Origin of the sequence: Mucilaginibacter sp. R-33 (genome assembly GCF_049949235.1) — a bacterium.
GTDB lineage: Bacteria > Bacteroidota > Bacteroidia > Sphingobacteriales > Sphingobacteriaceae > Mucilaginibacter.
Genome location: NZ_CP188089.1, coordinates 6,255,066 through 6,281,811, shown reverse-complemented (window position 1 = coordinate 6,281,811; position 26,746 = coordinate 6,255,066). Strand labels below are relative to the sequence as shown.

The following is a 26,746-nucleotide window of genomic DNA, read 5'->3' as shown; positions in this document are numbered from 1 at the left end:
AAGGTTTTTCAAAAATTAAAACATCTCAAGGCGTCACTGATGATAAATAACAAATGCAATCCGGTTTACTGGACTGGCTGTATAGTTATGAATGCTTTGTCGACACAAGTCCAGGAAAGAAGTACTACGAAATAAGCTTTATAAGAACCGAATTTTAAGAAAACGACGTTTTTAGATAACGTCTTGTCTCAAAGTAAATCCGAAATCGAAATTCCCAAATCCGAAATCAAAAATTATCTTTGCAGCTATTATGAGCAAATCAACCGACGAACTTTTTAAAAATGTTATATCGCATGCCAAAGAATATGGCTTTGTGTTCCCTTCCAGCGAGATCTATGATGGCTTAAGCGCAGTTTATGATTACGGCCAAAACGGCGCCGAACTTAAAAACAACATCAAAACCTACTGGTGGAAAGCCATGGTGCAGATGAACGATAACATTGTGGGCATTGATTCGGCCATATTTATGCACCCTAAGATCTGGAAAGCAAGCGGTCACGTTGATGGCTTCAGCGACCCGATGATCGACAACAAAGATTCCAAAAAACGCTACCGCGCCGACCAATTGCTGGAAGACAAGATAGCTAAATACGACAGCGAAGGCAAAACCGATAAAGCTGAACAACTACAGCATGATATGGACGAGGCCCTGAAAGCCGAAGACCTGACCCGCCTGCGCGATCTGATCATTGAGCATGAAATTGCCTGCCCGGTAAGCGGTACCCGCAACTGGACAGAAGTACGCCAGTTTAATCTGATGTTCAGCACCCAGATGGGAGCTGTGGCTGACGATGCTGATACCATTTACCTTCGCCCGGAAACCGCGCAGGGGATCTTTGTAAATTACCTTAACGTACAAAAATCGGGCAGGATGAAAATCCCTTTCGGTATTGCGCAAATTGGCAAAGCTTTCCGTAACGAGGTGATTGCCAGACAGTTCATTATCCGCATGCGCGAGTTTGAACAAATGGAGATGCAATTTTTTGTTCGCCCCGGCACACAAAAAGAGTGGTTTGATCAGTGGAAGGCAGCGCGTTTAAAATGGCACCTTGCTTTAGGTACCGATGCTGTCAAATACCGTTACCATGAGCACACCAAGCTTGCCCACTACGCCGATGCTGCTTATGATATTGAGTTTGAGTTTCCGTTTGGATTTAAAGAGGTTGAAGGGATCCACAGCCGTACCAATTTTGACTTAAGTCAGCACGAAAAATTTTCGGGCAAAAAACTTCAATACTTTGACCCAGAGGTTGATCCTGAAACAGGTAAGCCTTTTGGCAACTATGTACCTTACGTAATTGAAACATCGATAGGTTTAGACAGGATGTTCCTGCTTACTATGATCAACGCTTACGAGGAGGAAGATCTGAGTACCGAAGATAAACAGGACAGCCGCACCGTATTACGCCTGCACCCTTGTCTTGCTCCGGTTAAAGCCGCTATTTTCCCGCTTACCAAAAAGGATGGTCTGCCGGAGAAAGCCCGCGAGATCATGGATAAACTGAAGCTTGATTTCAACATCCAGTACGAGGAGAAAGATGCTATTGGCAGGCGCTACCGCCGTCAGGATGCCATTGGTACACCTGTTTGCGTTACTGTAGATCACCAGACATTAGAAGATAACACCGTAACCATCCGCCACCGCGACAGCATGGCCCAGGAACGCGTTCCCGCCGATCAGTTGGATAAGATCATTGGCGATTTGGTTAGCTGGCGAAATGTGTTGAGTTAGTAGAGTTAATAGATGAACAAGTCATTATAATATGTCCAAAGCCTGCATTAACCGTGCAGGCTTTTTTGCAATTCCCGACAGGCTATTTCGTTCACAAAACGGACGGGCACTACACCAACCCCATCAGCATCCCCCGGGCTAATTATCGGCGAAGCAAACAATTGTTTGTCTTGTTCCTTTCAGTGTAAAATCCTGCGTCTATGCCTGCTGTTAAAGAATACCCCTTTTACCTTAAAAGTACTGTTATACTTTTTGGATTGATATTATTGGTTTATGTGTTTGCCCAACTGGCAGATGTAATGATCCCGCTTGCCTTTTCGGCTTTTATTGCCATTTTGCTTAACCCTGTTAGCAACTGGCTGCAGGAACATAAAGTGCCCAAAATTTTGTCTATATGCTTGGCTATGCTGCTTGGCGCTGTTTTACTGGCAGGGTTGTTCTATTTTCTTTCTACCCAGATCATCCAGTTTGGAGATTCGCTGCCCACGCTTAAAAAGAAGTTTGGTGAAATGTTCATCACCTTTAAAGACTGGGTAGCTACCACTTTTAACTACTCTGTTCAAAAGCAAGACCAGCTCATTAAAGATGCTATGGATAACAGCCAGGCACTGGTAGGCCGCACACTCGGTAATGTGTTAAGCACGTTCGGGTTGATATTTGTGGTACCCGTATATGTTTTCCTGGTATTGTTTTACAAAACCCTGCTCCTCAATTTTATTTACGAAGTATTTTCTGAAGAAAACTCCAAACAGGTTGCCGATGTTTTGAAAGAAACCAAATCGGCCATCCAAAGCTATATCCAGGGTTTATTGATTGAGATGGTGATAGTTGCTGCCATGAATTCGCTGGCCCTGATATTACTGGGTGTTAAGTATGGCATCCTGATAGGCGTAATAGGTGCTATTCTTAACCTGCTGCCTTACCTCGGGGGCATTATAGCCATCTCCCTTCCTGTGCTGATGGCGACGGTTACCAAAGACGGTTACACAACGCAGTTAGGGGTGATCATAGCCTACCTTGTTATCCAGTTTATTGATAATAATATCCTGGTACCGCGCATTGTATCATCAAAAGTGCAGATCAACGCGCTTATCTCCATTGTGGTTGTGCTGTTAGGCAATTTACTTTGGGGCTTATCGGGCATGTTCCTTTCCATTCCGTTTGTAGCGGTCCTCAAAATCATCTTCGACAGGATTGATACCCTCAAACCCTGGGGCAAACTCCTCGGCGATACTGTACCCACCAGGCCCAAAGGCGCAGGCTGGAGCAGGACAAGGAAAAAAGCGGTGCTGCCGGAGGAAAGTGAAAGGTGAAAGGCGAAGGGGAAAGGTCAAAAACAAAAAAAGGCGAAAGATAAAAGATTAGCACAGATGCAGCTACCTTTAACTTTTCGCCTTTAACCTTTTACCTAAATTAGTGCATCACCGGATTGTCTCCATTATGCAGTGTACCGTTAATGTACAGCAATTGGTTTACCTTTTTAGGATCGCCCTGGTATACCCATACAATATTGTTGATATACTTACGGAATGCGTTACTTACATCATCGGGAGTAAGTTTCTTTACATCATCAACCAGGGTTAATGAACGTTTCCAGTTATCATGCAATACTTCATTTGCTGCTATTGATGATGCCTGGGCGCTGTTGGTTTCGTTTTTATAGTAGAAACCGGTAAGGTAAGTAACCTTCATATCGGCTACATCTTCGGGTTTAAAACCTTCGCGTTTAATTTTATCAACCAGCTTATCAAACACAGCTATGTATTTATCAGGCTCGGTTGTTGAAACAGAGAACTTGGCAGTTGAGGTTTGACCCGCGCTAAACCAGGCCTGTGGGGCATATGACAAACCGTTATTGGTACGCACCTCCAAAAAGTGCATGTTCGAGAAGATGCGCATGGCTACATTAAAAGCGTTAAAATCGGGTGTACCGGCGGCAGGACCACTGGCGATACCTTCCACATAATTGGTAGCCAAATCACGTTTTTCAACATTGATGCTGTTTTTGTCGGCTCTGAAAGTCGATTTTTTAAACGCGAAAGCCGGGCCTTGTTTAATACCGCTCAGCATACCCTTTACTTTAGCTTCAATAGCAGCCTGGTCAAGATCAGCAACCACCACAATTACCATGCGAGATTTGGTCAGTATGGACTGATAATAAGCTTTTGTTTCGGCAGGGGTTAAGGCTGTAACAATAGCTACGGTTCCACTCGGGTCTTTAGCGTAGTTGGTACCGGCAAAAGCTACTTTATCGGCATATTTATCAATGGCATTATCGGGCTGTGAATCTTCCTGTTTAATGTTATTGATGGCATCCTGCTTAATGCGGGCAAATTCCTTTTCATCAAATTTGGGCTGGGTTATAGCCTCAACATACAACGGCCAAACAATATCAAAGTCGCCTTTAATACAATTCATCCGTACTACCGAATAGTTTTTGTTGCTGCTGCCGTAAACAGTAGCGCTTACTTTATCCAGTTCGTCTTTAAAGCTATTTTTATCATGCTTTAAAGTACCACATTCGGTAAGGGCGCTCATTGCCAGCGACTCAATACCCGCTTTGGTAGCCGGATAGTTTTGCACACCGCCTTTTATGATTGTTTGCACTTCCACAATATCGTTGCCGCTTGGCTGTACAATAACCTTTACGCCATCTACCGTGGTTTCATAGGCCTGTTTTTGCGCCTTAGCTGTATTCCCTATAGCCGTTGCTACCAGCAGGGCAATTATATATTTTTTCATCATGATGAGGTAGTTTTAAATTACTTAGCTGCAAAAAATGAAGCCGCGTTTACTGTTTTATTTAACTCGGGCGCTATGATCAGGCCAGCCGCATATGGCTTGCCAATTACGTAAGTATCCAGGTATTTTTTGATATCGGCACGGGTAACTTTTTGATAGTTGGCATCCAGGTCGGTATAAAAATTAAACGAAGTGCTGCACCACTGGTAGCTGATCTGGCTTGGCAATGATGAAGGCTTTTCTTTAGCTTTAATGTCATTACGGTGCAGGATAGCTTTAGCGGTAGCCATCTGCTCGTCGGTAAAATAGTCGTCCTTGTTCCACATGCTTACCTGGTTCATTAACTCGGTATAGCATTCTTTAAGCTTGTTAGGGTTAGGCACCACAAAAATATCAATGGGGCCTACATAACGGCTGGTAGTATAGTTTACATAAACGCCACTGGCCAAACCTTTATCAACCAATGCCTGCTGCAGTTTTGATGAGTTTAACCCCACAATGGTCGAAAACACGTCGGCAGCAACAGTTGAGGCTGAATCCGTTGGATATGAAGGCCCCTGCCAGGTAAACTCCATATAAGGTGTTTGGGCAATGGTGGCTTCCTTTACAAAATATTCCGGTTTGGTTAAAGGCTTAAATGCAGGAATAGGGAATTTGGTTTGCGGGTCGAAACCACTGTTGGCCCAGTCGCCAAAAATGCTTTCGGCCAGAGCAAAGGCATTATCATGCTTAACATCGCCGCAAATTGTTAGCAAGCTATTGTTAGGAAAATAATATTTATCCTTAATGATCATCATTTTTTCGGGCGTAGCCGTATTGATCACTTCGTGGACACCAATAGGATTTTTGCGGGTGATGAGATCGCCCCAAAGCTTTTGCTGCATACCATACCAAAGCTGGAAACCAGGATCGCTTTCGGCCCGCTGAAATTCACCGTCAACCACCGGGCGTTCCTTTTTCATATCCTCCTCACGATAAATTGGGAAACGGATGGCCGCGTTCATGAATTTTAAGCCAGCTTTAAGGCTGTCCCTGTCAAAAGTGAAATAGTAATTTACGCGCTCGGTATTGGTGGTACCATTCCAGATGGCGCCAAGCTCCTGCGTACGTTTTAAAAACTTCTCCTGGGTTGGATAATCTTTATTAGCTTTAAAAAACATGTGCTCAAAAAGGTGCGACAGACCGCTAAACTCTGGTCCTTCGGTATAGGCACCATTTTTTACAGCTATTTCAATGGTAGTTAAAGGCACTTTGCTGTTTTCAATCACCAGCACATCCAGGCCGTTTGGCAATGTTTTAAGGAAGTAGCCTTCCGGCAACCTCACCTGGGCAGTAGCCATGCCGGCGCTAAAAACTGCGGCCACGCTTAATGCAAAAATTTTGATAAAATTTCGGTTCATATATTTACAATATTTTTAACACTATAAATATATCGGTATAATCTTAAACAAATGAATGATTTAACCGCTTATCCCTAATTTTTTAAAACGAAATTAAGCCTGTGGTGATTTTGGCATATTTACAAACAGCAATTAAATACCAGCTTTCATACTATTATAAGGCAAACCCATGTCATGAGCGGCGTATTGGGTAAGTACGCTGTCTTTTATGGTAATATAATCGCCGGCCTGGCTTACATGCAGCTTTTCAATGCCATCGCGGTTGTCCATAAGGGGAATGGTACGGGATACCACAGTGCCTGTGGTATCAAGCTCAATAATATAAGTTTCTTTTTTACCTCCTGCCATATCAGTAAACGGAACAATAACAGTATGGTTATTATCGTCAATAAACCTGCCTATGATATTTTTCCCGTCAAGGTCGGCAGGGTTTAACCCAAGCAGGTATTTTGCTTTTTCGGGCGACAGTCCCAGTATGTTTAATCTAACGGTATTGCCATCAGCATCTTTAGTAGTATCCTGCATAATAACTTTATCACCTTGCGGGTAGCGGGCTACAGCATAAAAGGTATTAGCACCGGTACTTTTATCATTATGACCGGGAAGTAAAAAGTTAAGCTGCAGGTTGCTCAGCTTAGCGCTGTCGGATTTAATTTGCGAGGTAATGCTCAGCAGCTCGGCCCATTTTAGCCTTCCGTCTATTTTAACAGTAAGGCTGGTAGCGGTATCTGATTTGGTAACCCTTGATATGGTGTAATGCGGCACATTTTTTTTAGTGCAGCCAAAAGCTACAAGCATGATTATTAAGCAAGCGAAGATATTCTTGATCATGTGGCAAAGTTAAACTGTTGGTTTGAATTTGATGACGTTGATTTCGCTGATTTTTTTACCCCCGGTTATAATATCCATTTGCAGCAACACTGATCATGGAAAAACAGACTAAGCCGGTCATTTAGCTCGCCTATTGTAAACAAACACATTTAAGCTACCTCAACAAGGTTACATGCCCTTTTTGAACCTCAACCTGTCCATCGCCCATGGTATAGTTGCACAACCAGTAGTAAACACCCGTAGGCACAGGTTTCCCGTTATAATTGCCATTCCAACCATCATATATACTTTCGGACTCAAATAGCCGCTGACCCAGGCGGTTAAAAACCGTAAGCTTATACGCTATAGGATTGCTGCTTTGATTAGGCCTGAATAAGTCGTTTACGCCATCGCCGTTGGGTGTAAAAGTATTAAAAAACGTAACCGGCTCACATGAATCCTGCGTTATCATAATATCCAATTCCGTAATGATACAACCTTGCTTATCCAGCAGGACAAAGTGGTTAGTGCCGGCGCTGAGGCCTCTTATTGTTTCATCGGGTGTATAACTTTGGCCGCCATGCTTGATAGCGCCGATAGATACCCCTTCTACATAGGTGTTAAACTTTACCTGGCCCGCTAATGTACAAATCGCGTTTTTAGCGGTATATGATACGTAGGGTTTGGTCAAGGCAAAATCGGGTACGGTAACTTGTTTTTCAGCCTGGGATCCGCCAGATGAAGTGATTACTAATTGATAGGTACCCGGTAGCATCCTGTTAAAAACGCCGGTAGTGTTGCTTATACCGTTTAAGCTATATGTATAATGATCCGGATGAGCTGCTGTGAGCACGGTAACATTTGCTTCGCCGTAAAAGTCGCATTCGGGCTTGATGACAATATCATTTACAACAATTGGCGGGCATACTTCCTGTACGAGGGTACAATCTTTTTCGTAAAGCAAACAGCCGTTTGGTGTTATAATTGAAAAGTGATAAACACCCGGGATTAAATCTGCAAAAACATGGTCAATGGGGTAAACCGCATTGTTATATTTTACCTGGTATAACGCTTTATCGGCATTTGTTTCCAATTTAATTGATCCCGCGATATCACAAACCGGATCCGTTTTATTAAAAGTAACAACGGGGTCTTGTAGTGAAAAATCAGGAATATTAAATGGATATGTTTTAGGCTCCTCACCACCATTTGAGGTAATAGTAACCCGGTAATCACCGGGAAGCAGGTTATCAAAAATACCCGTTGTGTTACTTTCTCCCGTATTAAGCTTATAGGTATATTGATTTCCGTGCGGGGCGCAAATAATTTCGGCCCGCCCTTTATTCACCACATTGCATTCCCGGGTCACATTAATGCTTTGAAGCTTAATTACCGGTATTTCACCTGTTTCAACAGTACTGCCGGCATCATAAACTATATAGGGCAGTGAACCGGCAATACCTTTTATAAACATATTTTTCAGGTCGAGTTCGATAAGCTCCGACCTGTTATTGTTTACACCAATAGCATATACCGTTACAGCCCCCCTGGAAGCTACCGATGTTAAACCATATACAACCCGGTCTGTAATAGGTATAACTAATTTACTTTGAGAGAGATCATCGAGAGAGACTTCGACAATGCCATTATAACTTGCCATATATAGCTTATCGTTATAAAATACAAGGTCGCCCGAAGCCCCGTACGGCATAATTCCCAGATTAACAAGCACGGGATTTTTAGGATCAAGTTTATACAGCGAGTTCCCACTGGCCATGTACAGGATCCCGTTTTTATCAACCGTCATTGAATTTACGGGGGGCACCGACGCCAAATACTGGCAATTTGTTACCTGGGGGGTATTACCTCCGGTTATATCAGCTACACTCAATCCACCGAAAGCCAGGGTATAATAGATCTTATTACCCCAAAGCGCAATCGAAAAATAACCCGCCCCACAACCATTAACATTTTTTGAAACCGCCCCGTTAGGCGTAATGGTTACCTGTTGTAAAATTCCCTGGTCGGTAGCAGCATAAAACTGCTGTGCGTACCCTTTAACAAAAGTTAAAAGTATAACACTAAACAGCAATGCAGCTCTTTTTAGTAAAAGGTTTAAGTTAATGATATGTTCAGGCACAATAGTTTGAGCCAAATATACAGTATTACTAATATCTACACCATATTAAGTGCAATTAATAATTAGCATATTACAAGCTTATCCCAAGCCTTATTGCCGATTTTGCCTCAGTACCCCCATTGTATGATACGCCATACATCAAACGGATATTAAGATATTGCAATCCAAAACCCAGTTCGGTATAGTTTTTAAGCGTGGGAGTGTACAGGTAATTTACATCGACGATCTCCTGCAGTTTAAACTTGCGGATCAGCGGGATCTTATTGATGATGAAACCAGAAAAGTTGTGTTCAAAATGCCCTTCAAGATATTTATCAGGCGTACTGAAATCATAGTAATCCAATAACAGGAAGCGGTTTAACCTCGGCTTGTATGAAAGCACCTCGTTGCCTGCAAAGTGGAAATAATCGGGGAAGAATGCGCTTTTAGCGTTCAGGAAGTTACCAGCTCCTATAAAAAATGAGCTGCTGCCATAAAAACCCATACTAATATCTGCCTTTGAAATCTCCGCGCTGATTTTATCATAATTAACATCCGAACCTAATACATTGCTGATACCTTTAGTGTAGTTTAAACTGATGGTTGGATATTTGGATGGCAGATAGCGCCTGCCCGAAGGATAGGTTTCGTATTTATTGCTGAAATCATAACTGGCCTGCAGGTTTACGGTGAGCGACTGATTTTCGGGGAACAACAATGAGTTATGATCAGGATCTAACGGGTTATTGGACGTAAACTGATGGGCGTGCGGATCAAAAACACTGAATGAAGCCGTGTTTAACAACGATGTACGGTTAGCCCACTCAACCGATGCGCTACCGCGCAAACCGCCGGTCACCCTGCCCGAAAGTGAAGCCAAAGCAAACTGCTTCTGATACAATTTCTTAAAATTCTGTTGTGCCAACAGGCTGTGAACTGTATTCACAAAGGTCGACATAGGCGCCAGGTTATTCAGGTCGGCTACATCCGAACCCCCGCTTAAACTCAATGTAAAACGCTGCATTACCGGTAAGGCAACACCTCCTGAGCCATTTAACAGGTGATTGGACAAGCCATACCGCATTTTGCCATTCAGCATAAAATAGCGGTTATTGACTGTATCAATCAATTTGCTATACGATGCGCCGTAATCAAAAGCCAAACCTTCTACTGTGTTATAAAGCAGGGAGCCGATGATTGGATCGTAATGAAAATATTCTTTTTTGTATCGATTGCGGGTATTGATGCCGGTGAAAAGCAGGTTTACCGGTTTAAATTTATTGTTAGCTTTATCCAGCGAGTCGAGATATTCTTTTGATTCGCGTTTTTTGGCCAGCTTATCCTTGTTGGTGTAGTCGGTAACCTCTTCGCCGGTAAGCGGAATAGGCCGAGCCTGGTTCCAGTAAGCAGAATCTTTGCTGATGCCCTTGGTGATCCGGAGCACTTCGTTAAAATCGGCTTTGTTTAATGCAGGGTCGAGGTTATAGTTTTTGTAGATCGAAATAAAGTAACCTCCTAATTTAAATCCAAACAAACCTCCTGTAAATTCAAATTTAACAGATGATGTCATCCATACCTTTTCGCTAACAGGGAAAAACTGCTGGTTAATTTTAAGGGTATCAACAAAATTGATGTTAGCCTTTTTGGTTATGTAAAGCTGCAACCCGTAAATGCGCCAGCTATCATCCAAAATATAAATATATCCCTCAAAACATGGGTCATGTGCCCGTTTAGGGCTCACCTCGATCTTGTTAATAGTTTCGCCATTCTCAACCGAAGTACCTATGTACCTATAGTTATAATAAAACATAGCGTTATCAGCCACCGGCGATACCAGAGGGCGGTTACTCATACCCCGCCAGGTTTCATAATTCTGGTAAAAATTAACCGCCATATCCGATGCCCGGTTAAAGCTGAACGCCCTGTTACGGCCCGACACTTTTGACGACACCTGTTCCTCATGCACCTTATCGGGCCTGATAAAGCTATATTTTGATTCCGACTCAGAAAGGTAAACTATCCCGCGGCGGTTTGAATCAAGGCCGGCTTCACTGGTAGCTTTTTGCACATCAAAACCCATGAAAGTTTTTGGAGCGGCCAATAGTTTTTGTAAGCCTTTGATGTAGATATCGCAGGTATAGGCTTTAACTTCGTTAAGATAGGTTTTGCGTTTTTTAATGGCCTTACGCATAATTGCATAAGCTGGATCTTCAGCCCCTGCATGCACAGTAACATCCTTAAGCTGGTAAGTTTCTGTTTGCAGGCTGATGTTGATAACCTGGTTAGCTGCAAGGTTAACTATTTTGCTTTGCTGGGCATAGCCAACTGCTTTGTATTGAATTTCCTGCAGGCCGCCATTTAAACGCAGCAGGTAGGTTCCTTCGCTGTTGGCGGATACCCCTATAGTAGTATTTTTTATAAAAACGGATGCAAAGGGGACGGGCTTACCTTCCTGGTTGGTTATTTTACCACTAATGCTGAATTGCTGGGCATATGAAGAAAAATTGAATATTAAAAATAACGCAACTAAGGCTGGCTTCATTAAGCAGATGTTTATGCTAAGATGAAACTTATTAATTGATTGTTACAGCGCCAAATTGTTAAATTATGTGAAAAGGCACCCGGTTAGGATGCCTTTTTCTTTGATATATCTTTGTTGCCAAGAGGCGGATGTGGCTTATTTTTGATGTTCCAATCCTTAATATCAACCAGGCCTGGCTTTGTTTGATAATGCGATTTGCTTTCAGGGCACCTCACAATAAATTTACCTTTAACCTGCTCTATAACCGGCCTTTCGCCGCATTCCTTACAGGGTTCACAAAAAATATTTTCTTGTATAGGTATAAATTTTTCCATAGTAAATTATTCGAACATTAGTACGTTTAATTAATTATGGGGTCCTTTCGGTAATACAAATAACGTAATTTCCGATCTCAAAAAATAAAATTCCTCACTAATAAACAAAATAAACAACATGGGAATGCTTATTTTATCAGTGCAAGTAAATCTTCATCGCTGATAATGGGTATATTAAGTTTATTAGCTTTCTCTAACTTGGCAGGGCCCATATTTTCACCCGCGACCAGGTAATTAAGTTTAGCCGAGATACTGCTCAATATCTTGCCACCGTTTTGTTCAATGATATCTTTCAGCTCATCACGCGAAAAGTTGCCGAATGTTCCCGATATAATAAAGTTCATCCCGGCAAGCTTTTCACTGGCCAGTACAACTTCTTTTTCTTCGGCAATAAATTGCAGGCCCTGCTCCCTTAGTTTTTGTATTTCCTGCCGGTGGATTTCACCTGCAAAATATTCGGTTATACTTTGGGCTATCCGTTCGCCTATTTCTTCGGCAGCTGTAAGTTCTTCAGCCGACGCTCCCATTAATTTATCTATCGATTTAAAATGGAAAGCCAGCTTGCGGGCCACCGTTTCGCCCACATAACGGATGCCCAAACCAAACAGTACTTTTTCGAAAGGCATTTTCTTGGATGCCTCAATACCATCAAGCATATTATTGATCGATTTTTCGCCAAAGCGGCCTAACTGTTTCAATTCGGCAGCATGGGTATGCAGCTCATAGATATCGCTGATGTGGCTTATAAAGCCCTTGCTGTATAAGGTTTCGATAGTTTCATCACCCAGCCCATCAATATTCATTGCTTTACGGCCAATGAAATGCTGCATCTTTCCAATAATCTGCGGCGGGCAGCCTTCATCATTGGGGCAATAAAACGCAGCCTCGCCCTCCTTGCGCTCAAGCGGAGTATCGCAGGCCGGGCAGGTAACGCGGTAAACAACAGGCACAGCGTTGGCCTTACGTTTTTCAGGGTTTACACTAATGATCTTTGGGATGATTTCACCGCCCTTTTCAACAAAAACGGTATCACCCTCATGCAGGTCAAGCCGGATGATCTCATTGGCGTTATGCAGCGTCGCACGTTTTACTGTTGTGCCAGCAAGCAGTACAGGCTTTAAGTTGGCAACCGGGGTTACTGCACCGGTACGGCCCACCTGATAAGTGACCTCAAGGAGCTCTGTCTCCACCCTTTCGGCTTTAAACTTGTAAGATATGGCCCAGCGCGGCGATTTGGCGGTAAAGCCAAGCTCCTGCTGCTGTGAGTAATTATTTACTTTAATAACAATGCCGTCAATATCATAGCTCAAGTTAAAACGTTCCTTATCCCATTTATTAATAAATGCCAAAACGCAATTAATATCCCCGCAAAGCTCACTATGCTCATTGGTATGAAACCCCCAGGTTTTAACAGCCTGCAGGCTTTCCCAATGGGTTTTAAATACTGTTTTTTCGGTGTACAAAAAGTACAGGAAGCAATCAAGCGGGCGTTTGGCTACTTCGGCCGAATCCTGCATTTTTACTGTGCCTGAGGCAAAGTTACGGGGATTAGCATAAGGAACCTCCCCACTTTCGATACGTTCATTATTCAACCTGTCAAAAGCTTTGCGGTGCATGAACACTTCACCGCGGATGTCAAAATAGCCGGGATAGCCTTCGCCATGCAGGCGCTTAGGTATGGTATGAATGGTTTTAATATTGGTGGTAACCTCATCACCCTGTACACCATCACCGCGGGTAACGGCCCGCACCAGTTTGCCGTCTTCATAAGTGAGACTCATGCTCAAACCATCAAACTTAAGCTCACATACGTACTCAAAGTTATCACCAATGGCTTTGCGGACCCGCTGATCAAAATCAAATAGCTCCTGTTCATTATAGGTATTGCCCAACGATAACATCGGCCAGCGGTGCCTAACCGTTACAAATTCCTTGGTTATATCACCGCCTACCTTTTGTGTTGGCGAATCAGGGTCAGCAAACTCCGGGTATTCTTTTTCGAGTTTATTAAGCAACTCCAGTTTTTTATCAAAATCAAAATCAGAAATGGTTGGCATAGCCAGCACATAGTAGTTGTAATTGTGCTGTTTAAGTTCGGCGGTTAATACCTCTATTTGTTTTTTTGTTTCAGCTGATGACATAGGTACGAAGGTAATAATTTCCTTTATTTCATCCTTTTCACCACGGTAAATACCGGCTTTTGGCAATAACGTTTTTTTGGCATGCAATAACAATAATTAGCATATGATATTGCATATAATACCAATAAAATAAATATGATAAATCTCTTTCATAAACGCGGAGCACATAGTAGATTTATCAAACAAAAAACTACATCGAATGAAAACACTAAAAATCCTGATCCTGTCAGTATGGTTGATGCCTTTTTTGGCAACCGCGCAAACAAAACCACTAAAACATGCCCACAACCCTGCTGCAAACCATCACAAACTGCCGGTACGGGGCATTACTTATGATGACTTTAAAAGTTCAGTAACCGACTTTGCCGACACCAGCAGTAAAAAAGCCCTTGCCGATTCGGCCTGGCTGCTATGGAAAACCGAGAAATGGGACGCCCTCGAAAAATTCTTTACCGCCAACAACCTTAACGGCGGTTGGCCTCCAAACCGTGGCGCAGTAAATCTTATCATCATTACTCTAAAAAAGGGTGTGTTGATTGACCGCTATGGCGGTTATAGCGATTCTACCGGCACTTTTCAGGATAAAGGCACTTTTGTATCGCCAAAAGGCGTACCCTTCCCAATGCGTGCTTTGCCGGATAATACTCTTAGCAAGCCGTACAAAATTTACAAGATCCTGAAGCCTATAGCCAAAGTTAGGGAGGGTAAAATTATTCCATGGTTTGGCAAACCGGGCTTGGGTATCCAGTATGAAGTACCAGCCACTGTTAACGACCTGAAAGCAGGCGGTTACATTGAAGAGGTAAAACAATAAAAACGCGATATATTAAAATATGATCACAAAATATGAAGTAACAAAATCATTGTTGTTTGATGGAGACGAAGCCGAGGTAATACATAAAACATTTAAACTGCCTGCCGGTGATATAAAGTTCGGTGATTTTGCCAATAATAATTTTGAAGATCTGCATAAGGTAATTACACCCGACGACTTTAAAACCATTGTAAAAACAGGCGGCTTTAATGCCGACTTTCTTAATTTATACAAGGGCAGCGAAAGGCTCAGGCTATATTATACTAAAAAGGGGAACTCTATTGCTGTTTTCGCATATGGCGAGTTTCAGCCAACAAGGTATAAACTTTATTTTGAAGGCTTTTGGATATTGTAATACCACTGTTTATACAATAAAAAAACCTGCCGTAACCGGCAGGTTTTTTTATTACTATCTGTTTTAATTAATGGTCGGTACTTGATGTTTCGCTGGTAACACTCATAGGGAATGTTAAACCGCCCGGAACTTGCGGGTTATCTTTTATTTCGACAGTACCGTCAATGTTTTGCTTTAATTTTGAACTGGAGATCCAGCCGGTAGCCTTGTCAACAACAACATCAGCTACCATAGTACCTTTCATATTGTATTTCATGGGCATATTACTAACGGTTTTATAACTGGCAGTATTATCTGTTTCAAGTGTGGCATTTCCGTGTATCAGGTAGCTCTGCGGAGTGATATCAACCAGTTGATAAACAGATATGACCTTCGCGCTCATAGCACCTTCCAGGTTATTTTTAATTGTCCATTTATCATTTTTTGCCACCGCCGTTTCGGGCAGCACCGACATGGCCATTTCCAGGTTGCTTTTAAGCGCCCCTGATCCAAAAGATTGGGTTAGCTGCGTTTTCAATTGCTCTTTCTTTTCGGCCGGCACCTCCTTAAAGCCATCTATCATAGATGTGATCATATTCTCGGCGTTCTCTATCGACCTAATCCGGCCGCTTTTGGTTAGCGTTGCCGTAAATGGTTTATTGGTTATGCCCGACATGATTCTGGCCATAATATTTGTGGTATCCTTATTATCAGAATCAAAAGTTACATTACCCGTAGGCAGCTGCATTTTCATACCCACTTTGGTATAGTTAACCTCCATATAATAAAGAGAATCATTAGCATTTAATACTTTGAATGACATTTTGCCGTCAATCGTCATATCGATATTATTAACCTGCCCATTTATAGTTTGCTTTACAACAGAGTGTGCCGTAGTAGATAAGTAATAACTATTGCCTTTAATTAGTTTTAAAGCCGGTTTTACCTTCTGCGCATAACCGGTTACCGCTCCTATAACCAGTAAACCGGCCATCAAAATTTTCTTCATGATTGGTAATATGTAAGCGCTAAATATATTATAATATCTCTTACAAAAAACTTAAAATTCCTAACAATTAATTAAAAACAAATTCGTTAACTTTATACTGCGCTCGGCTCTTTAATTTTTCACACACCTAATTTAGCGGAAAGAGAGGTTTTTATGTTACAGCAGATAGCATTTATACCACAGCACCAGTTTCATGTGCTGATCAATTTTTCGGGAGAAGATGAACGTATTTTGGCAATTTTACCCAACGAAGCAGGAAATTTCCGCGTGATTTACCAGGGTAAGACAATTGCCGAACTTAACCTGGATAAGGACGGCTGTACCTGCTATAAGGGTAAACTAAAGAAAAACGTCATGGCCCAGCTTGAGCACCAGATAAAAAATCATTACGCCTAAGCTGTTAATAAAAAAGAATTTGATAGTTCATGGGAGATAAACCCATGGTTCATAGTCCATGAGTTTATACCTGTGGACTATCAATTAATTTCCGCTGGTTTTAGCCAGCATGGCTTCCCTGATAAATTTAACCGGCGCACTGCCGTAACTCAGGAACTTTTCGTTAAACTCTTTCAGTTTATATTTATCACCCATTTTTAGTTTATAGGCATCTCTCAAATCTATGATTTCTTTATAGCCGGTATAATAGCTAGTTAGCTGAACGCTGGTTACGCTAACGCGCTTCCATTTGCCATCGGCTTCGGCCTGCTGTTGGAAAGCTTCGCGGGTTAGTAGCTTAATTGCTTCATCTTTGGTCATACTGCCGCTATGAACACTATAATCCAAAATGGTGTTACATACCGAACGCAGGTTCCATTTATACCACATCAGCATCATTTCGGGTTCATTATTGCCAAAGCCGTTCTCCAGCATCATTTGCTCGGTGTATACCGCCCAGCCTTCGGCCATGGCACCGTTACCAAACACAGCTTTGATGATACTTGGGGCTTTATTGGAGTATACACCCTGTACATAATGCCCTGGCACAGCTTCGTGAATGCTCAGGATCTGTAAAATATAATTGTTGTACTCGCGCAGGTAGCTTTCGGCTTTCTCCTTGCTCCAGCCGGCCAGGCTGCCCACGTTATAGTATGAATTACCATTTTTATCGTACGGGCCAGGGCCGCTCATGGACGCGCCTGCCACACCCGCCATGTAACCAGGCTCTTTACGAATGATCAACGGTTTTGACGGATCAAGCGTTACCAGGTCTTTAGCTTTAACAAAGGCGTTCAGCTTAGGTATCAGCTGTTCAATTGACGATTGAAAATCTTCAGGCTTTACATGTTTTGATGATAGGGTATCTATCAGCTGGCTTATCATGAGCAGGCTATCGGCAGGCGCTGCTTGTTTGCCAAAATATTTCGGCCAAAGCTGTTTACTGATCTTGCCCATTTCGCGGTGAATGTATTTTTTACGTTCAACCGCGGCGTTGTAAATTTTTTCGGCGGTATTAGTAGCTACAATTTCGTATTTAAACTTATCCTCATACAAATCCTTGCCCAGCCTGAAACTTCTTGGGTGATCATTTTTAAGTGCTTTAAGCCAATCGGCATAGGCTTTAATGGCAACAACGCTCTGCGCAGCCCTGTCTGTCATTAACTTTTGCTCAGCTTTGGGGATATTGGTTTTCTTAAGCGAGTCTGCGAAGTCTTTTCCTATTACATCAAGCCCACCCAGGTTTTGCTCAATAGCCAGGCTGGTAAGTTCAACTACCGGGTTTTTAATTTGTTTTTGGGCGTCTTTGTAATACTGCGGAATAAACGACATGCGCTGATAAAAATGACGCAGACGTTTAGGAAGAGGCTCATAATGCTCATTCAGGATGTAAGCGAAGGTCCCGATAACGTTATATGACGATGGGTCCCACTCATATTGTTTTAACTGGCGCACCTGCCATTGCAGGTATTCAAGCTGATTTTGAAGAATCTTGTAATCTATTTTATTAGCTTCAGACAGCGTATTTACCTCAAAGCGACTCAATGAATCAACCTGGTATTTGGCAAAGGTTACCAGCTTATCGCGGCTTTGCTCGTTAGGCAACACCATCAAGCTATCGTATTTGTGATATCCTGCTGAAGTTGCCCAATCGGGGTTCAACTTCCAGAAGTTATCCAGAAACTTGTTCTCGTATTTAATAAAAGCTTCATCATCCTTCCCTAACAACGGACCGGTGCCGCTGCCCCCATCTTTTTTACAGCCGATAAAGGCAACCATGAATAAAACAACGGCGAGTGTTAATTTTAAAAATATGTTTCTGACCACAACTGATGAGTTTTACAATGAAGCATAAACTTAAAACTTTTAAGCCAAATAAATCAAACCGGCGACGAATTTGTTACTTTAAGCCCCCGGCCCCCTAAAGGGGGTGCGAGAATTAGTCGTTATAATTTGGATTACCTATGAATAATGAACATAAAGTTTTAGTAAATGAAATTGTGCATTTGCTGCAAGGCGGCAACGCACATGCAGATCTGAAAAAAGCGCTCGGTGGTTTACCGCCCAATCTTCGCGGGGTTAAAGTTGATAAACTTCCTTATACTATATGGCAACTGGTTGAACATATCCGGATAGCCCAGTGGGATATGCTTGAATTTAGCAAAGACGGCAGCCACGAATCGCCCAACTGGCCCGATGATTACTGGCCAAAAGAGCTTGCACCAAAAGATGATGCAGCCTGGGATAACAGCCTTGAACAGATTGACAGCGATTTGGAAGAGCTAATAGAACTCGTGAAAAGCGAAGATATCTATAAAAAAATTCCGCATGGCGATGGGCAAACCATCCTCCGCGAAGCGTTACAGGCTGCCGATCACAATGCTTACCACGTTGCCGAGATCATCGTGATCAGGAGGTTATTGGGGGCTTGGTGATATGTAAGATAACCATATACAACCGTCATTGCGAGGAACGAAGCAATCCCCAATTAGCAGAGCGGCTATGTAAAGTTTCTTTGTACAGTTTGGGATTGCTTCGTTCCTCGCAATGACGTATGTTTAATAAGATTACCTCGTTGTCTTCAGCACAAAGTTTGTTATCGCCATTACAAACTCCGGTTTAAGCGGTAAATCAGGCTCATTATAAGTTGCCTTGTTCTTTTCCTTATCGGCCGGGGCTTCTTTCAACACATGATTCATGTTGGGGATAATATCAAGTATAGCATCTGACTTTGCTTTTTTCAACTTTTCGGCGTCACCAACAGTTACCTGTAAATCGGTGGTTCCCTGGATGATCAATATTGGTGCTTTTACCTTCCTGATCTCGCGTTGCGGATTATACCTGAACCATGACATCAAATATTTTTGAATACTCGGCCGAGCTATAAAATACAAAGCGGGGTCGATATTATCGGTTGTTTTACCACGTTTCAAACTATCAAGCATCCGGTTAAAGCCTTCAGATATAAAAGCAGGTTGCGCTTTCATCTGTTCAGTGAGAATCTTATCTGCCGAATCACCGGCACCGGCCACTGATATGAAGCCTTTTATCGGCTCATCAAGCGAAGCCATCATGCCAACCAACGAACCTTCGCTGTGTCCCAGAATAATTATCCGTGAAAAACGCTCATCTGACGAAAGCATGTTAAGCAAGGCGGCGGCATCTTCTACATAATCCTCAAACCTGATCTCGTTTTCCTTAATGGATGTAGTGCTTTGCCCTACCAAACGTTTATCATAACGCAAGGATGCTATGCCTTTTTTTCCCAACTCGTTAGCTATCATCTTATAAACATTGGCATGGAGGCCCAGTTTTGGACTGTTACCATCCCTGTCGGTAGGACCTGAGCCTGCAATGATCAATACCAACGGCACCTTTCCGTTAGCGTCCTTTGGCATAGCTAATGTTCCGGATATTGAACCCAATAAAGTTTTAACCGTTACAGGCGACTCGACCAGAGAAGGATCGGTAGCTATGGTTGTACCCGCCGCGGTACTTGCCGCAGCAGTTGTAGCCGGCGCTTTGTACGGTGTCAATGACAGGCCCGTAAATTTATTATCGGCGTTTAACGACAGATTTAATAAAAAAACACTTTTCTGAAATGTAGCTTTATAATGCGCTATCGGGGTTTCATAGTTTTCAAGATCGGCCTGTAACAATGTGCCCAATTGTGTTTTTAACTGGCCAGTTGTACTTTTGAAATCGGCTTGTGAAAGTGCCTTCTTCATTTCTGGCCCAAACATGCTGTATATGCTATCCGGCTGATTATTATTGTATAGCTGTTTAAATTTATTTAAGGCCGTAGCATAATTGGCCGGAGGCGTTTGTGCAAATAAATTCCCTGCAAAACAGGCAACTAATATAAACAGACAAAGTTTTTTCATGTTATAATGGTCAATATACAGTGCAATGATGTATTGAGGCCGAAAATAAAGAAAAAATCAGGTTGTTTTGTTTATTTATGTCGTTGCATGGTTTTTTGCAAACAATATTTAATGGCATTAATATAAAACCTTTTGCCCGGCATAATCCATACTAATGTTGCAACATTCTTTTATATTATATAATTAAAATATCAATACAATACATATAATTTTATATATATTGTATTATATTGCGATACATTTTTATATTTTTTTAAACTACAGTAAATTTCTACATTACTGATTAATGAGGGTTTTAATAGCAGGCTTATTTTTTGCATTCCTGGCGGGAGGGTATTGTATTTCGTTTGCCCAAACAAAACCTTCAACAATACAGGGTAAAGTTTTAATCGAAAATAACCAACCGGCCGATGCAGCCACCGCAGTATTGCTTGCTGCTGCCGATTCATCTGTATTAAAATCAAACATGGTAAATAAAAATGGCCAGTTTGAATTTCAGGGACTACAGCCTGATAGCTACCTCGTGCTTATCAGCAAAATAGGTTACGTAAAAGTTTATGCCGGCCCTTATAAAGTTACCGCAGGCCAAAAAATAACAGCCAACGATATTGTTTTAAAACTTTCGGATAACCAGCTAAAAGAAGTTAAGATAGTTGCCCGAAAGCCATATATTGAGGTAAAACCCGGTAAAATTGTATTAAGTGTACAAAACAGCATCCTGGCCGAAGGAAATTCGGCCTTTGATATCCTGAGGCAATCACCCGGGGTAAGGGTTAACAGCAACGAAACTTTAAGTATTAACGGCAGACAAGCAGCATTAATAACCATCGACGGCAAACCTACCAACCTTACCGGGGATGATCTTACCAGTTTGCTCCGAAGTATGCAAAGCAGCACTATCGACCAGGTTGAAATGATCAGTAGCCCGTCGGCCAAATATGACGCCTCGGGCGGAGGAATCATCAACATCATTTTAAAAAAGGGTAAAAATCTGGGTACTAACGGTACGGTTACCGCTATGGCAGGTTATGGAAAGTATTACAAAAGTACAGCAGGCATTGTTTTCAACAACCGCACCAGTAAACTCAATATTTTTGGAAATTACACTTACGATAATAATAAAGGCACACGTACTATTACAACCAACCGTAACATTGCTTATAACGAGACCCTGAGTAATTACGATGTTGATTATAACAATATTCAAAAAACCACTAACCACAACTTTAAAATAGGGGCCGATTATACTATCAACCCAAAGCAAACTATAGGCTTTTTAGTAAGCGGAATTATCAGGAGTGATGATTTTATAAAGCATAACGACCTGTACATCAGCAACCAACAGCAGCTCGATTCAATAATCAGGGCCCGTTCAAACCTTGACCGGGGCAGCAACTATTTAAACTACAATATCAATTATAACGCGGTGTTGGATAAAAGCGGCCGCAGTATCTCGGTAGATGGTAACTATTCAACCTACACCCGCCACTCTAATGAATTTATTACCAATAGCTTTTTTACCCCGGCAGGCAATACTTACCGCGATGATCTTGAGTTGGAAAACCTTTCGCCGTCAGATATCCACATCTGGACATCAAAAATTGATTTGGTTAACCCATTAAACAAAACCTCACGATTGGAGGCTGGCATTAAATATAACAACACCCGCAGCAATAACAATCTCATTTTTGGCCCCAAAATAAACAATATATATGAGGCCGACCCCAATTTCAGCAACAGGTTCCTTTATACCGAAGCAGTGAGCGCGGGATATATCAATTATCTAAATAAAATAGGTAAGTGGGATATTACGGCAGGTATACGTGCCGAAAACACTCATGCAACCGGTAAATCATGGGGATTAAATGAGCGGGTACCGGCGATAAATACCAATAATTATTTTAACCTTTTTCCGCAGGTACAAATAAGTTATGAGGCCGATAAAAAAAATATCATCGGTATTGGTTATAACCGAGGTATTCACCGGCCGCTTTACGAAGATATCAATCCGTTTTTGTACTATACCGACCTGTATGATTATCGTGCAGGCAACCCTCAGCTAAAGCCGGAATACACCAACACCATACAAATCTCCCATACTTATAACCAAACCTTTTCAACCGAACTGTATTATACAGTTACTAATAATGCTTATGATTTCCCGGTATATCAGCAAAACGATTCGACTAAGGTTAACATAACTCTCCGTAAAAACTTCGGGCAGATCTTTGTTTACGGGGCTTCATTTTACGCGCCTGTGCAATTTACCAGGTGGTGGTCGGCCAGTTTTAACCTTGATGCCATTTATGTACGTTACAAAGCTTATGCGCAAAACGGCGATTTTGACAGGGGCAAGCAGGACATTATTTTTGGCAGCACACAAAACTTTACCATTACCGGTACATTACTTGGCGAAATATCGGGCAGGTATGAAACCCCTACCATTTACGGCATCAATGAACTAAAAGCAAGTTATTCGGTAAATGCGGGTATCAGCAAGCAAATATTAGATAAGCGGGCCACTATTAAATTAGCACTAAACGATGTATTTAATACCGACAGGGGGCGCAACCGTGCCAGATATCAAAACATTGATCTTTCGGAGGTAAATAAGCGCGATACGCGCATTGTAAGGCTTAACTTTAGTTACCGCTTTGGCAAAAGCACAGTTAAATCAGCCAATAAACGCAATACGGGTAATGATGATGAGCGCCGTCGCACCGGAAATTAATAATGCGCATACCTAACCTTTAATTCAGGGTATTTGCCTTTTATACGTGTAACAAAAAAATGCCCAAGCGAATCGGATCTAATAAACTTGTTATAGGCAGATAAAGGAAAACCGAAGTATTGCCACACACCGCCATTTTCCCGAAATTCAAGTTCAAGGATGCGGGCGTCCGGATCATAGCCAACGCTGCTTAAAGCCGATGATTGTACTGTACGTCGTTGCATTTATTATATATACTATATTAAATACAAAAAAGTTTTTAAAATATCAGCCCGCGTGACCGCTTATCATACTAATTAAAATGATAAGCAGCACAAGTACTGTGATAGCCGTGTACAGGTAATCCTTTTCCATAATAAAACCAATAGCCGAAAATAACACCCGGATAACCGGTGTAGCTATCAGCAAAATTATCCCCGCCTGTATAATTGCCCGGCCGCGTAAAGTAAAGATACCGTGTATAATGCCACCAGGATTACTCACAAAATCGGGCACACCAACAAACTTGCTGTAATCAACATGGGTTTGCCCGTGCCTGTACAGGTAAATAACCCCGCCAATAAAAATAACGCTCATTGATACCAGCACTCCCGCGCGCAGTATCCAGCCAATCACGGCCTGCATATCGGTATCTTTGAATTTGCTCATTTTATATCATTATGTCATTTGGTCATTAAGTCATTCTTACCCGCCATTGCTTTATTAAGTCATTTTTCTTATCAGGTCGACCAGCCATGTCACTTAACCTCACACAAAAATGACTTAATGACGCAATGACCTAATGACAAATTATATAGTTCCTGTAATTCCTTTATATATCATTTGCGATGCCAAAAACGTAACCACCACGGCAAAAACCACACGTAGCCATCCCGACGATGAAGTATGTACCAATATTTTTGATCCGCTTAAGGCACCTAATAAAACCCCAATAGCTACCGGCATCGAAAGCCCGGGATCAATGTACCCCCGTTGCAGGTAAACTACCGCGCTTGCTGCTGCGGTAACCCCTATCATAAAATTGCTGGTAGTAGTTGATACCTTAAAAGGGATGCGCATAACACCATCCATCGCCAAAACTTTCAGCGCTCCCGAACCTATGCCCAGCAAGCCTGATATTACCCCCGCAAAAAGCATCATGAAAAAGCCGCCACCTACGTTCCTTACCGAATATGTAATTTCGCCTGCCGGGCCGGGGAAACTGCCGTTTAGTTTCAGCCTTTCGGCCAATGCACTTTTTTGCTGATGGATTTGCTGCGATTTTTTTCGTAACGACATTACTGCCGAGAGGATCAGGATCACTCCAAATAATACCGCTATAAAATTAGTCGGGATATAAACTGCTATCAGTGCGCCAACCATGGCGCCGGCCGTTGTGGCAATCTCCAGGAACATCCCCAGCCTGATATTGGTAATCCCTTCTTTAACGTAAGCTGCTGCCGAACCTGATGACGTGGCAATAACCGAGATCAGCGAAGCCCCGATGGCGTATTGAATGTCCACTCCAAGTAAAATAGTAAGCAGCGGAATAATAACAACCCCTCCGCCCAACCCGGTTAACGAGCCCAGCAAACCCGCCAAATACGACCCAACAAGTATGATAAGCGTTAGTACTGTTACCGACATAGGGTAATTGATATTTACCGGCTAAAGTAAGGATTTTATCATTAGGTCATTGAGTTGTTGCCTATGTTAATTGAGCGTGAAACTTACCCGAAATGTCAATGACCCAATGACAATGAAATGAATGACCCAATGAACTAATTTCTTAATTTCGCACCTATGGGTTATTCAAGTTTACAAGCCTGCATTGCCGATCTCGAAAAAAACGGCCACTTAATACGCATTAAGGAACAGGTGGATCCTTACTTGCAAATGGCGGCCATACACCTGCGTGTATTTGAAAACGAAGGGCCTGCCATACTATTTGAAAACGTAAAAGGGAATCGTTTTCTGGCAGTATCCAACCTGTTTGGTACACTCGACAGGTCGAAATTTATTTTCAGGGACACACTTGAAAAGATCAAGGTACTCGTCGATATTAAAAACGATCCGATAAAGGCCATCAAAAATCCTTTTAAATATGCAGGCATTGGGTTAACGGCGCTCTCGGCATTGCCTATGAAAAGCGGCGCAGGCGCACCCATTAAATTTGGCAAATGTAACATCAGCGATATCCCGCAAATTGTAAACTGGCCTATGGATGGTGGCCCATTTGTTACCATGCCCCAGGTGTATACCGAGGATATGGATAAACCCGGCATCATGAACGCCAACCTGGGCATGTACCGCATCCAGCTTGCCGGTAATGACTATGTACAAAACCAGGAGATCGGTTTACATTACCAGATACACCGGGGTATTGGCGTGCATCAAACCAAAGCCAATGCCAAAGGGCAACCATTAAAAGTCAGCATTTTTGTAGGCGGGCCACCGGCACATCCCGTAGCTGCCGTAATGCCCCTGCCCGAAGGTTTATCAGAAATGACTTTTGCAGGTGCATTAGGGAACCGTCGCTTCCGATATTTTTATGATGCAGAAGGTTTCTGTATTTCGGCTGATGCTGATTTTGTGATCACCGGCACAGTTATGCCGCACGAAAATAAACCTGAAGGCCCCTTTGGCGATCATTTGGGCTATTACAGTTTGGTACATCCCTTCCCGCTGATGAAGGTGCATAATGTTTATCACCGTAAAGATGCCGTTTGGTCGTTCACTGTGGTTGGTCGCCCGCCGCAGGAGGATACCAGCTTTGGGGCTTTGATCCATGAAATTACCGGTTCAGCTATTCCTAAAGAAATCCCCGGTCTGCATGCTGTAAATGCGGTTGACGCGGCAGGTGTGCATCCCCTGCTTTTTGCCATTGGCAGCGAGCGCTATACCCCTTACCTTAAAGAGCGCAAACCACAGGAGATAGTTACTATCGCCAATCACATACTGGGCAAAGGCCAGCTGAGCCTCGCAAAATACCTGTTCATTGCCGCACAGGAGGACGAGCCTAAACTTAATATAAACGATATCGGCGGATTCCTGAAGCACATTCTGCAAAGGGTAGACCTTACCCGCGACCTGCATTTTCATACCAACACTACTATCGATACACTTGACTATAGCGGCGAAGGCCTAAACTCGGGTAGTAAATTAGCTGTTACCGTGGCCGGCGATATCAAACGCGAACTTTGGACGGAACTCCCGGATTGGTTTAGTCTCCCCCGCCCGATCAGTGCTTACAAAATGGCCATGCCTGGTGTGCTCATGGTTGAAGTGCCCAAACATGTAAATCACAAGGACATAGATAACATTATCAGCATTATAGAATACAGCCTGCAGGATGAAGACCTTACCGGCTTGCCTTTAATGGTACTCTGCGATGATGCCGGTTTCGCCGCCCAAACCATTAACAATTTTGTTTGGGTAACCTTTACCCGCAGCAACCCGTCGCATGATATTTATGGTGTTGGCAGCTTTACAGAGCACAAACACTGGGGCTGTAACGGTCCGCTAATCATTGATGCCCGCATCAAACCACATCACGCTCCCGTGTTGGAGCGGGTGCCGGAAGTAGAGAAAACAGTTGATAAGCTGGGCGAAAAGGGTGGATCCTTGTTTGGGATAATATAACAGAACCTTGATTAAGAGGATTTAAAGATTTCTTGATTTTTACCTACTTCTTATCTAAACTCGAATTTTATAGAATTAAAGAATTTATAGAATTTGCATTGCCCTCTGACAATTTCTT

At 42.5% G+C, this 26,746-nt stretch carries 21 protein-coding genes; 8 read left to right on the top strand and 13 right to left on the bottom strand.

What is annotated here, in order from left to right; translation table 11 throughout:
• Positions 1 to 250: 250 nt before the first annotated feature.
• Together ACP26M_RS26195 and ACP26M_RS26190 are read left to right on the top strand one after the other, a co-directional pair.
• Positions 251 to 1,732, top strand: coding sequence for a glycine--tRNA ligase (locus ACP26M_RS26195; RefSeq protein WP_426584648.1), 1,482 nt, complete (start codon positions 251 to 253; stop codon positions 1,730 to 1,732).
• A 200-nt stretch (positions 1,733 to 1,932) separates the two neighbouring features.
• On the top strand, positions 1,933 to 3,045 hold the full coding sequence (locus tag ACP26M_RS26190; RefSeq protein WP_426584646.1) for an AI-2E family transporter: 1,113 nt from the start codon (positions 1,933 to 1,935) through the stop codon (positions 3,043 to 3,045).
• A 100-nt stretch (positions 3,046 to 3,145) separates the two neighbouring features.
• Here ACP26M_RS26190 and ACP26M_RS26185 read toward each other — a convergent pair whose 3' ends face one another.
• The 7 genes from ACP26M_RS26185 to ligA form a co-directional block, all read right to left on the bottom strand.
• On the bottom strand, positions 3,146 to 4,477 hold the full coding sequence (locus ACP26M_RS26185; protein ID WP_426584644.1) for a M16 family metallopeptidase: 1,332 nt from the start codon (positions 4,475 to 4,477) through the stop codon (positions 3,146 to 3,148).
• A 17-nt stretch (positions 4,478 to 4,494) separates the two neighbouring features.
• Positions 4,495 to 5,874, bottom strand: coding sequence for a M16 family metallopeptidase (locus ACP26M_RS26180; protein ID WP_426584642.1), 1,380 nt, complete (start codon positions 5,872 to 5,874; stop codon positions 4,495 to 4,497).
• A gap of 132 nt (positions 5,875 to 6,006) precedes the next feature.
• Positions 6,007 to 6,705 carry a hypothetical protein gene (locus ACP26M_RS26175; protein WP_426584640.1) on the bottom strand — a complete coding sequence of 233 codons (699 nt, stop codon included), beginning with the start codon at positions 6,703 to 6,705 and terminating at the stop codon, positions 6,007 to 6,009.
• 154 nt (positions 6,706 to 6,859) lie between these two features.
• On the bottom strand, positions 6,860 to 8,839 hold the full coding sequence (locus tag ACP26M_RS26170; RefSeq protein ID WP_426584638.1) for a gliding motility-associated C-terminal domain-containing protein: 1,980 nt from the start codon (positions 8,837 to 8,839) through the stop codon (positions 6,860 to 6,862).
• A 55-nt stretch (positions 8,840 to 8,894) separates the two neighbouring features.
• Entirely contained in the window at positions 8,895 to 11,345 is a 2,451-nt protein-coding gene (locus tag ACP26M_RS26165) for a DUF5686 and carboxypeptidase regulatory-like domain-containing protein (protein WP_426584636.1), read from the bottom strand.
• A gap of 83 nt (positions 11,346 to 11,428) precedes the next feature.
• Positions 11,429 to 11,659 (bottom strand): hypothetical protein, encoded by a 231-nt coding sequence (locus tag ACP26M_RS26160; protein ID WP_373615073.1) that lies wholly within the window; start codon positions 11,657 to 11,659, stop codon positions 11,429 to 11,431.
• 128 nt (positions 11,660 to 11,787) lie between these two features.
• Complete coding sequence (gene ligA / locus ACP26M_RS26155; protein WP_426589775.1) at positions 11,788 to 13,800, bottom strand: NAD-dependent DNA ligase LigA; 2,013 nt, start codon at positions 13,798 to 13,800, stop codon at positions 11,788 to 11,790.
• 199 nt (positions 13,801 to 13,999) lie between these two features.
• On the opposite strand from ligA, the gene ACP26M_RS26150 reads away from it, so the two are divergent.
• Both ACP26M_RS26150 and ACP26M_RS26145 read left to right on the top strand, forming a co-directional pair.
• Positions 14,000 to 14,614 (top strand): TNT domain-containing protein, encoded by a 615-nt coding sequence (locus ACP26M_RS26150; RefSeq protein WP_426584634.1) that lies wholly within the window; start codon positions 14,000 to 14,002, stop codon positions 14,612 to 14,614.
• Between the two features lie 19 nt (positions 14,615 to 14,633).
• Positions 14,634 to 14,969 carry a hypothetical protein gene (locus ACP26M_RS26145; protein WP_090529844.1) on the top strand — a complete coding sequence of 112 codons (336 nt, stop codon included), beginning with the start codon at positions 14,634 to 14,636 and terminating at the stop codon, positions 14,967 to 14,969.
• A gap of 67 nt (positions 14,970 to 15,036) precedes the next feature.
• On the opposite strand, the gene ACP26M_RS26140 is transcribed toward ACP26M_RS26145, so the two are convergent.
• The gene (locus ACP26M_RS26140; protein WP_426584631.1) at positions 15,037 to 15,957 is read right to left on the bottom strand and encodes a DUF6263 family protein; all 921 of its coding nucleotides are present in this window, start codon (positions 15,955 to 15,957) and stop codon (positions 15,037 to 15,039) included.
• Between the two features lie 153 nt (positions 15,958 to 16,110).
• On the opposite strand from ACP26M_RS26140, the gene ACP26M_RS26135 reads away from it, so the two are divergent.
• Positions 16,111 to 16,353, top strand: coding sequence for a hypothetical protein (locus ACP26M_RS26135; RefSeq protein ID WP_090529851.1), 243 nt, complete (start codon positions 16,111 to 16,113; stop codon positions 16,351 to 16,353).
• 84 nt (positions 16,354 to 16,437) lie between these two features.
• On the opposite strand, the gene ACP26M_RS26130 is transcribed toward ACP26M_RS26135, so the two are convergent.
• Positions 16,438 to 18,219 (bottom strand): DUF885 domain-containing protein, encoded by a 1,782-nt coding sequence (locus ACP26M_RS26130; protein ID WP_426584629.1) that lies wholly within the window; start codon positions 18,217 to 18,219, stop codon positions 16,438 to 16,440.
• Between the two features lie 137 nt (positions 18,220 to 18,356).
• Between ACP26M_RS26130 and ACP26M_RS26125 the strand changes: the two genes are divergently transcribed.
• Positions 18,357 to 18,827, top strand: coding sequence for a DinB family protein (locus ACP26M_RS26125; RefSeq protein ID WP_426584627.1), 471 nt, complete (start codon positions 18,357 to 18,359; stop codon positions 18,825 to 18,827).
• Positions 18,828 to 18,959: 132 nt separating this feature from the next.
• On the opposite strand, the gene ACP26M_RS26120 is transcribed toward ACP26M_RS26125, so the two are convergent.
• The gene (locus tag ACP26M_RS26120) at positions 18,960 to 20,276 is read right to left on the bottom strand and encodes an alpha/beta fold hydrolase (RefSeq protein WP_426584625.1); all 1,317 of its coding nucleotides are present in this window, start codon (positions 20,274 to 20,276) and stop codon (positions 18,960 to 18,962) included.
• Between the two features lie 286 nt (positions 20,277 to 20,562).
• Here ACP26M_RS26120 and ACP26M_RS26115 point away from each other — a divergent pair, with 286 nt between their 5' ends.
• Positions 20,563 to 23,007 (top strand): outer membrane beta-barrel protein, encoded by a 2,445-nt coding sequence (locus ACP26M_RS26115; RefSeq protein ID WP_426584623.1) that lies wholly within the window; start codon positions 20,563 to 20,565, stop codon positions 23,005 to 23,007.
• On the opposite strand, the gene ACP26M_RS26110 is transcribed toward ACP26M_RS26115, so the two are convergent.
• The 3 genes from ACP26M_RS26110 to ACP26M_RS26100 form a co-directional block, all read right to left on the bottom strand.
• Positions 23,004 to 23,231, bottom strand: a complete 228-nt coding sequence (locus ACP26M_RS26110) for a KTSC domain-containing protein (protein ID WP_426584621.1) — start codon at positions 23,229 to 23,231, stop codon at positions 23,004 to 23,006. The two genes, ACP26M_RS26115 and ACP26M_RS26110, sit on opposite strands and share 4 nt — an antisense overlap.
• A 43-nt stretch (positions 23,232 to 23,274) precedes the next feature.
• Entirely contained in the window at positions 23,275 to 23,655 is a 381-nt protein-coding gene (locus tag ACP26M_RS26105; RefSeq protein WP_090529868.1) for a DUF1634 domain-containing protein, read from the bottom strand.
• A gap of 141 nt (positions 23,656 to 23,796) precedes the next feature.
• Positions 23,797 to 24,633, bottom strand: coding sequence for a sulfite exporter TauE/SafE family protein (locus ACP26M_RS26100; protein ID WP_090529871.1), 837 nt, complete (start codon positions 24,631 to 24,633; stop codon positions 23,797 to 23,799).
• 156 nt (positions 24,634 to 24,789) lie between these two features.
• On the opposite strand from ACP26M_RS26100, the gene ACP26M_RS26095 reads away from it, so the two are divergent.
• Positions 24,790 to 26,628, top strand: coding sequence for a UbiD family decarboxylase (locus ACP26M_RS26095; protein ID WP_426584618.1), 1,839 nt, complete (start codon positions 24,790 to 24,792; stop codon positions 26,626 to 26,628).
• Positions 26,629 to 26,746: the final 118 nt, after the last annotated feature.

Coding starts and splice junctions, on each gene's coding strand:
- ACP26M_RS26195 (WP_426584648.1), top strand. CDS start 251: ATGAGCAAATCAACCGACGAACTTTTTAAAAATGTTATATCGCATGCC.
- ACP26M_RS26190 (WP_426584646.1), top strand. CDS start 1,933: ATGCCTGCTGTTAAAGAATACCCCTTTTACCTTAAAAGTACTGTTATA.
- ACP26M_RS26185 (WP_426584644.1), bottom strand. CDS start 4,477: ATGATGAAAAAATATATAATTGCCCTGCTGGTAGCAACGGCTATAGGG.
- ACP26M_RS26180 (WP_426584642.1), bottom strand. CDS start 5,874: ATGAACCGAAATTTTATCAAAATTTTTGCATTAAGCGTGGCCGCAGTT.
- ACP26M_RS26175 (WP_426584640.1), bottom strand. CDS start 6,705: ATGATCAAGAATATCTTCGCTTGCTTAATAATCATGCTTGTAGCTTTT.
- ACP26M_RS26165 (WP_426584636.1), bottom strand. CDS start 11,345: ATGAAGCCAGCCTTAGTTGCGTTATTTTTAATATTCAATTTTTCTTCA.
- ACP26M_RS26160 (WP_373615073.1), bottom strand. CDS start 11,659: ATGGAAAAATTTATACCTATACAAGAAAATATTTTTTGTGAACCCTGT.
- ligA (WP_426589775.1), bottom strand. CDS start 13,800: ATGTCATCAGCTGAAACAAAAAAACAAATAGAGGTATTAACCGCCGAA.
- ACP26M_RS26150 (WP_426584634.1), top strand. CDS start 14,000: ATGAAAACACTAAAAATCCTGATCCTGTCAGTATGGTTGATGCCTTTT.
- ACP26M_RS26145 (WP_090529844.1), top strand. CDS start 14,634: ATGATCACAAAATATGAAGTAACAAAATCATTGTTGTTTGATGGAGAC.
- ACP26M_RS26140 (WP_426584631.1), bottom strand. CDS start 15,957: ATGAAGAAAATTTTGATGGCCGGTTTACTGGTTATAGGAGCGGTAACC.
- ACP26M_RS26135 (WP_090529851.1), top strand. CDS start 16,111: ATGTTACAGCAGATAGCATTTATACCACAGCACCAGTTTCATGTGCTG.
- ACP26M_RS26125 (WP_426584627.1), top strand. CDS start 18,357: ATGAATAATGAACATAAAGTTTTAGTAAATGAAATTGTGCATTTGCTG.
- ACP26M_RS26120 (WP_426584625.1), bottom strand. CDS start 20,276: ATGAAAAAACTTTGTCTGTTTATATTAGTTGCCTGTTTTGCAGGGAAT.
- ACP26M_RS26115 (WP_426584623.1), top strand. CDS start 20,563: ATGAGGGTTTTAATAGCAGGCTTATTTTTTGCATTCCTGGCGGGAGGG.
- ACP26M_RS26110 (WP_426584621.1), bottom strand. CDS start 23,231: ATGCAACGACGTACAGTACAATCATCGGCTTTAAGCAGCGTTGGCTAT.
- ACP26M_RS26105 (WP_090529868.1), bottom strand. CDS start 23,655: ATGAGCAAATTCAAAGATACCGATATGCAGGCCGTGATTGGCTGGATA.
- ACP26M_RS26100 (WP_090529871.1), bottom strand. CDS start 24,633: ATGTCGGTAACAGTACTAACGCTTATCATACTTGTTGGGTCGTATTTG.
- ACP26M_RS26095 (WP_426584618.1), top strand. CDS start 24,790: ATGGGTTATTCAAGTTTACAAGCCTGCATTGCCGATCTCGAAAAAAAC.